Genomic DNA, 7,035 nt, shown 5'->3' on the forward strand with positions numbered 1-7,035 from the left:
CATCGTTCGCTGGGATAGTTATACTCACCCTCCCAGCGATAGCGGGGCACCTACAGCACAAAATACCCGTTTTGAGCGGCCCGACTCAGGCCGACATACCAGAGCCGATTGTAGAATCGGGCGCGGCTCAAGGGGGAGTCATTACCCGCATGGCGACAGGCGTCGAGGTCTTTGCCATCGACGCCACAGTGCTGATAAGTGCCGCCCTGGCTGTAATGCACCGTCAGGGCATAGCAGGGTTTGAGGTTGGGAAATTTCTCAAGATGCTCATAGTAGCGCCGCCACAGGAACCGATTGCGAACCGCCGCCGCCTTCAAGTCCTGGCACTCTTGCTCAAACCGGGCCTGGTCATCGTGGTGGAGGGCGTAGATCGTGATGGGGGAACGGTCGCCTTCGACGATGACCCGTAGTTTCCAGACTGCATAGCCATCGAGGTGCGTTGCTTCAGCTTCTAAGACCTCCATTTCCATGGCGGTATGTACCAGGGTTTCCTTACCGTCGGGGGAATTGACCCCTCGGTCTTTGGCCAGGAGTCGGTCTCCCGGCGCATACTGCGGTGCGTCGGGGCCAAGCACGGCTCGCCGGATGACCCGGTTATACTGATCGACCGTGGCATTGCGGAAGGCCACGATGCGGAAGGTGTCCGGGTTGTCTTTGATGCAGTCGATGTGGTTGAGAACCGCTTGAACCAGGGCTTTGCGGGAGACGCGCATGGGGGTGCCGTCGGCGTTGATGGCCTTGCGGTCAGGCTTGAACCAGGCATAGTTTCGTTTTTTAGCCGCGACGGCTCGACGGGCCGCCGTGACGACATCCATCAGCGGGCCTTCGGCTTGGCGGATGGGTTGGGTCAGCTTGACCTGGTTCATCCCTGACTTGAAGAAGGGGCTGAGGCCTTCCCCGACCGGGTAGAGCTGAGCCGGGTCGCCCGTGCCCAAGAACCGGGTCTGGCCTAGGTAGGGCCGCATGAAGTTCCACACGGCTTGGTTGATCATGGAGCCTTCATCGGCCAGCATCAGGTCATACCAGCCAATCGTCGGCGAATCCACGGGCTGGAGTTCTTTGCCATTCTCGCCAGCACTCAGCCGCAGCCCCAGCAGGCTTTGGATGGTGCAGAACGTGACCTGGTGACTGATGCCGTACTGCCGAGCCGAGCGCTGCAAGATGGTCAGGGCTTTGTGGGTGGGTGTGGCACAGACGACCCGCAGGCCCCGGTCTACGGCAGCGGCAACGAGCGCCATGTTGAGGTAGCTCTTGCCGCTCCCGGCAGCTCCAATCCCAAGGAGTTGGGAATCTGGGGTACCGGGCTGGGCCTGTAGCAACGCGGCACCCTGGGATAGATAGGCGGCCTGTTGTTCATTTTGGGGCACCACGGCGCGAAAATCGAAGCCTTTTGGGGTTGTCTCGGTATTCATCGCAAAACCTGGATAAACATCCATGTTTTGGGCGATAGCCCTCACGATTGAATCATTCCAGGCTTTTGTATACCGGATTTAAGCCTGCTTCTTGGGATTGACGTTACCTCTCAATTCATCCATTTTTACCGATAGATAGAGGTTGTCTAAGAATGCGGTTGTTAACCATAAATTTAACTTGAATGACTCAGGCTTTTGTATACAGGGTCTAAGGACGTTCCTTGTGATTGACGTCACCCCTCAATTCATCCATTTCTACCGATAGATAGAGGTTGTCTAAGGGTCGGTTGTCAACAATGAATCCAAGCAAGCAATAAAACCAATGGCGTTAGGAAAATCTTTAGGTCATTCCAACCCCAATCAAGGTTCAGTCGGCAAGTATCTGCGACCCGAAGTGAGCGCAGATCGCGATGTCATTAACCACATTTGGGCCAGCATTAACGACTTACACGACCGTGCGATGGAGGGCCAGGTTACGGTTCAGACGCTCGATGATTTTGCCGACTTCTTGCGGCAAGACTACGGTGTTCAGGCCGACATCGTGGGTGAAGGCCACAACTTTAGATTGAGTCAGGTGGGGTCACACAAGACCTCAACGGGTGCCATTTTAGCCCGACATATTGAGAAGATACACAATCAGCCTGAAGGCGAGTTGCCATCGATTACAGGCCATTATATCTGTGAACAGTTTGGCCTTGAGGTTGCTCGTCGCTCTAGTCTAGAACGTCAGGCATTATCCGGGAAATCGCTCACTTCTAGCGTACCTCGGTCTCGTCAACCGAGGGCTTCCACGTCATCCACGATGATAGACGATACCGCAGGGTTTGATGACCTGCTCGATGATGGGCTAGAAGAGTCTTCAGAGGATGTTTCAGGGGGCGCTGATGACGGCGACGCCATTCAGGACAATGCCTTTGCCACGGATCATTCAGAGGTAGATTCACCACAGGACACCGCCCTTGCTCAGCTATCGTCCCTCGACTGGGGTGACGATGAAGCGGATGAGAATCTGTTTGAGCCTCCGTCTCAGGCGTCACAACCCACCCCTATGGCGAGGACTGGGCCTCCCTTATCGAGATTAGAGACCCCTCAGCCACGTCCGTCCGATGTCGTGCAGCCGCCCCGTTCACACCCGACCCAGAGGTCTAGACTAGGCCGTGACCCCTTGGATTCTACGCTGTCGGATGCGGCTAGTACGCTGTCCGGTCTGGCCAGCAGCAATACCGATGGCGTCACGGTGATGGCGGATGCGGGTGAGGTCGTGGCGGTGGCGGCGGCGGCGACGATGCTGGGCCTTGAGGTCGTTAAGCAGATTCAGCAGAGCCGTAACTCACGTCACTGGGAGCGACTGGTGGCCTTGGGTCAGGCGATTGAATCGACCGAGGAACGGGGCCGTCACATGGCGGAACGACTCGTCAAGGTTGAGGATGCGTTCGCCACCCGTGAGGGTCAAACCCCAGCCGACTCAGAGCAGGCTTCTGCGCCACAACGTCCGTCAGGCCAGTCTTCGAGTGAAGCAGCAGCGACCGCTAGGCTGGAGACGCAGACGGAGGGGGTCAACGACCTGAATGACCGGGTGTCTGCCCTGGGCCAACCCAGCCCGAGTTCAGATCGTCTACGTGCGCCCAAGCTGGACTCGAAGGCACCCATCAGCCAGCGACTCGATGCGCTGGAAGCCTATTTGTTCAACATCAATCAGACGCTAGACCACATTGAGGAGCGGCTGACGGTGCTTGAAAAAGAAGTTGGCCTCACCCCCCCTGGCCAGGACGTTTCAGCGGGGCGAGATAGGCCTAGGGCCGCTCACGGGTCACAGAACGGGGCCTCCTCTCCATCGCGGTTGGGTCAATCTGGCGATAAACGAGTCAGGCCAAAGCGCTCACGAACGCTGTCTCAAATTCAGGCTTGACCCACAGCGTTGAGTCAGAAGGTGGGTTGACTATCGAGCCATTCAAAGCCGCTCTCGGCCTTTGACGGGACAGCCTGCCAGATTTTTGTTTCATCCATACCTGTTTAAGGAGAAATCAAGCGATGACTGGTCAGTTTTCGAGTGCTTCCCTTCAGCGCATTCAACGACGGTCTGATAAGACTAGGGCCTTGACCTTCGACCAACTGAGCTTAGCGGGGATTGGGGCGGGTCTGGTGTATATGGCCGCTCGTCAGCCCGTCTTCTTTACGGTGCTCGGTCTAAGCGGTTTATTTTACTTAGCGGCTTGGCAGATGCTTCAGGTGACGCCAGTCTTAGAAAAGTGGATTGGTAGCAAGATTAAGATTCAGCATGTGGTCATCGCCATCAGCACCACGACGATCCTGGCTAGCGCCATCCAGCCTGCCCATGCCCTGTTTCTGAGTGGTCTAGAAGCCTTTTTTGTGGATCTTGCGGCTCAGGCCCAGAGTGGGGGTGCCGGAGAAACCCTGGATGAAAGTGTGATTGGCCTGGTATTTAACCTGATTCGAGGGGTGTTCCTGCTATTGGTGGCGGCGGCGGCGCTCTTTGCCTACAACCAGGCCCAGCAGGGCAATGATTGGCGGCCCATCGTCACCCAAGTCGGTCTAGCCTTTGCCATCGTCATCGCCATCGACGTGGTGACGTTCATCTTTATCGGGAATGCGGTCTAGCCCGGTCAAGCGTTCATGGTTCTAAGGCTAGGTACTCCCTAGTCTTGGAGCCTTAAGATAATGAGCTAACCATGACGAATTCGTTTATTCGCTACAACACCATTCTGGGCAAACAAGCCTCGATTGGGCCAGTGCCGGCCAATCAACTCGTGCCTTGGGTCGGCATCCTGGTGGTGTCCTACGTCCTGATTCAAGGCTTTCTCGGATTAGGATTACCGACCTTCTTTACCACGTCTTTTGTGCTGATGGTTAGTTGGTGGTTGCTGACTGGAAAGCGACCTTATCACTACGTCAACCAATGGCGCAACCCACCGGGTAAAGATTGGTGCAATGGCCACAAACGCTACATGGCGGTGCTACCTCGAAACCGAACGGCTCAGGCCCAGAAGGTGTATCAGGACAAGATCGCTCGACCTCGATTGAAACCGCGTCAGATCAAGCGAGACAACGGAGGCCAATGGACCTTTATGCCCTTTCAAAACTATCTCAACCTGTGCTGCTTGGCCGAAATCCATAAAGACGAACGCACCATCAGCGCCTACCTGCTGGAACTGGGGGCGCGGCAATACCAGTTTGTGTTTGGCTTTACGCTCCAGGGCTGGCACGACATCTTGACCCAAGAGGAGTTGATGAATGCCGCCGCTGGGCTAGAAGAAGGCTTCAAATATCTGCCCACCGGAGAGCGCCTGACCTTTTGCATGAGCGGATTGAGCGATGACCATCCCCGCCAGCGGGAGTTGGAGAACTTAGCGAACCAGGCATCGAATTCAGCGGTGTCCGTGCTGCTGCGCAATGAGCAAAACCGAGTGCGAGACTTGGCCCAATCCGGCCAGCGCCAGGTCTGGGACCAACGGGTGTTTGTGACCTGGACGGCCAGTGCGGGAGACGTGCGGCCCACGGGAGACTGGTGGGATAAGTGCGTCAGTTCGGTGCAGGGCCTGGTGGGGTCTGTGTTGGGCAATATCACGGGCAACACCCTGGCCTACAAAGAGCAGTACTATACCCGGCTGTTGTTGGCGGCCTTTAACCAAGGCTTTCTGCCCTGGGAATCGGTGCTGCGGACGAAAGCGGGCCTATGGTTACAGCCTTGCAGCACGGACGAATTATGGGATTGGCTCTGGCACCGCTTCAATGACACCGCCGCTCCGCCCGTGCCCCAGGTGTTGTCGTTGCGCGAGACCGATACGGGCTACCACCTGAGCGAGCGCATCTCGACGCCTAAGCATCCCGTTACGTTGTTGATTGAGGGGACTCAGGGCCGTTCGGCCTGCCCTAGCCACGGCGAGATGACCGATGGCATCAAGCTTCCCGGCAAGGCTCGCCCCTACGTGGGTGTGATGGTGATGGAGGAACCCCCGGCGGGCTGGGCCAATGTGAGAGAGCAGTTGCGCTGGATGTGGAAATGTTCGAGTGCGGGCTTTGTCTACGACACTGAATTTTGGTGCGAAGTGACCCCCGCCAGCGACCTGTTGATTAAGGACAATTTGGCCAAACAAGCCAAACAGGCCCGTAGTGCGTCGAGTCGGTCGCTGCAAAAGGGTCAAGGCCGAGACGCTGGGGCCGAGGTGAAGCAGAACGAAAGCTTCCAGGCTCAGCTCGACCTGTACCAGGGCGTCAAAGCCGTCCACTGTGCGCCGATGATGCTGGTCTATCGCAAGAGCCTACGCGAACTCGACCTGGCCTGTCAGATGTTAGCCAATGCCTTCGACTCTGCGGTGGTGATCCGTGAAAACCATGTGGCCTGGGAACTGTGGCTTCAGACCTTGCCGATTACCTGCTCGCGCCTACTTCAAGACGGTAGCCTCGTGTCCGATGAACGCCGCTTGACGCCAACCACCCAAACCGTGGCGGGCCTGCTGCCGTTGACGGTGCCCAAGGACGTAGACCGTCGTGGTGTTGAGTTTGTGACGGCTCGGGGTGGTAAGCCCTTGCACATTGACCTGTTTACCCAAGCCAAGCGAGCCCTGATCACGGGCACCAGCGGCAGCGGTAAATCGGTGTTGGCCTGCCGCTTCTTAATCGACAGTCTGGCCCAGAACATTCCGGTCGTGGGGATGGACTTGTCCAGTGGGGGCGACAGCACCTTCAAGACCTTGATTGGCCTACTGGGCCGAGACGGAGCCTACATCGACCTGAAGCGCTCCCACTCGAACCTACTCGAACCCCCTGACCTACGGCACTTCGATAAAGCCACCCGTCAGCAACGGCTAGAGACCTGGAAGGAGATGGTGCTGTGGCCTTTGAACATCATCGTGATGGGCAAGCTCGACGATCCACAACTCGCCCAGCGGGTGGAAGCCTTGCTGCGCTTGGCCCTAGAGACGTTCTTGGCCGATTCCGACATCGTGGAGCGCTACAACCAGGCCATGGCGGCGGGGTGGCCATCCGAGGCATGGCAGACTATCCCGACTCTGAAGGACTTTAAGCGCTACTGCACCCGAGAACGGCTGAATCTGGTCAGCTTCGAGGATTTGGATAAGCGTGCCCTCAACCAGATCGTGACCCAGTTTGAGGCTTTGTTCGTCTCTGAGGTGGGTCGGGTGTTGAGTGAGCCCAGCAGCTTTAACCCCAACCCTGCCGTGACGTTTTTTGCCCTGTCTGGCCTCAATGCCGAGAGCGGCCAGGATGCTTACTTGATGGCCATCAATGCCCATGCCGCCTGCATCCGCACGGCCCTGGCCCATCCCCGCAGTTTGTTTGTGGGCGATGAACAATCCGTGCTGCTGAAGCGCGATGGATTTGCTCAGATGGTGGGCGACCTCTGTGCGACGGGCCGCAAGGACGGCATCAGTGTCCTGCTGATTGCCCAAGACCCGGATGCCATCGCGGAATGTGCGACCTCGGCCCAAATCCTGCAAAACCTGAACTACAAGCTGACGGGCCGGATCACCAGTGCAGCGGTGGCCTCCTTTGAGCGACACCTGGCCTATCCAGCCGGGATTGTCTCAGCCAATGCGGGCGATAATGCCAAGCCTCGACCGACGGACTTGTCTACCTATTGGCT

Annotated in this window: 4 protein-coding genes; 3 read left to right on the forward strand and 1 reads right to left on the reverse strand. The window is 57.4% G+C overall.

The annotated features are described in order from the left end of the window. Window positions 1-50 precede the first annotated feature (50 nt). Window positions 51-1,412 carry an AAA family ATPase gene (locus H6G62_RS25240; RefSeq protein ID WP_190500359.1) on the reverse strand — a complete coding sequence of 454 codons (1,362 nt, stop codon included), beginning with the start codon at window positions 1,410-1,412 and terminating at the stop codon, window positions 51-53. A 394-nt stretch (window positions 1,413-1,806) separates the two neighbouring features. Here H6G62_RS25240 and H6G62_RS25245 point away from each other — a divergent pair, with 394 nt between their 5' ends. The 3 genes from H6G62_RS25245 to H6G62_RS25255 all read left to right on the forward strand — a co-directional run. Further along, window positions 1,807-3,321: a hypothetical protein gene (locus H6G62_RS25245; protein ID WP_190500360.1), complete on the forward strand. Its 1,515-nt coding sequence runs from the start codon at window positions 1,807-1,809 to the stop codon at window positions 3,319-3,321. A gap of 122 nt (window positions 3,322-3,443) precedes the next feature. Then, complete coding sequence (locus H6G62_RS25250; protein ID WP_190500361.1) at window positions 3,444-4,031, forward strand: hypothetical protein; 588 nt, start codon at window positions 3,444-3,446, stop codon at window positions 4,029-4,031. A 71-nt stretch (window positions 4,032-4,102) separates the two neighbouring features. Next, a partial coding sequence (locus H6G62_RS25255; RefSeq protein WP_190500362.1) for a hypothetical protein occupies window positions 4,103-7,035 on the forward strand: 2,933 nt, incomplete at its 3' end.

The organism is Phormidium sp. FACHB-1136, assembly GCF_014697375.1.
Classification (GTDB): domain Bacteria; phylum Cyanobacteriota; class Cyanobacteriia; order Phormidesmidales; family Phormidesmidaceae; genus Nodosilinea.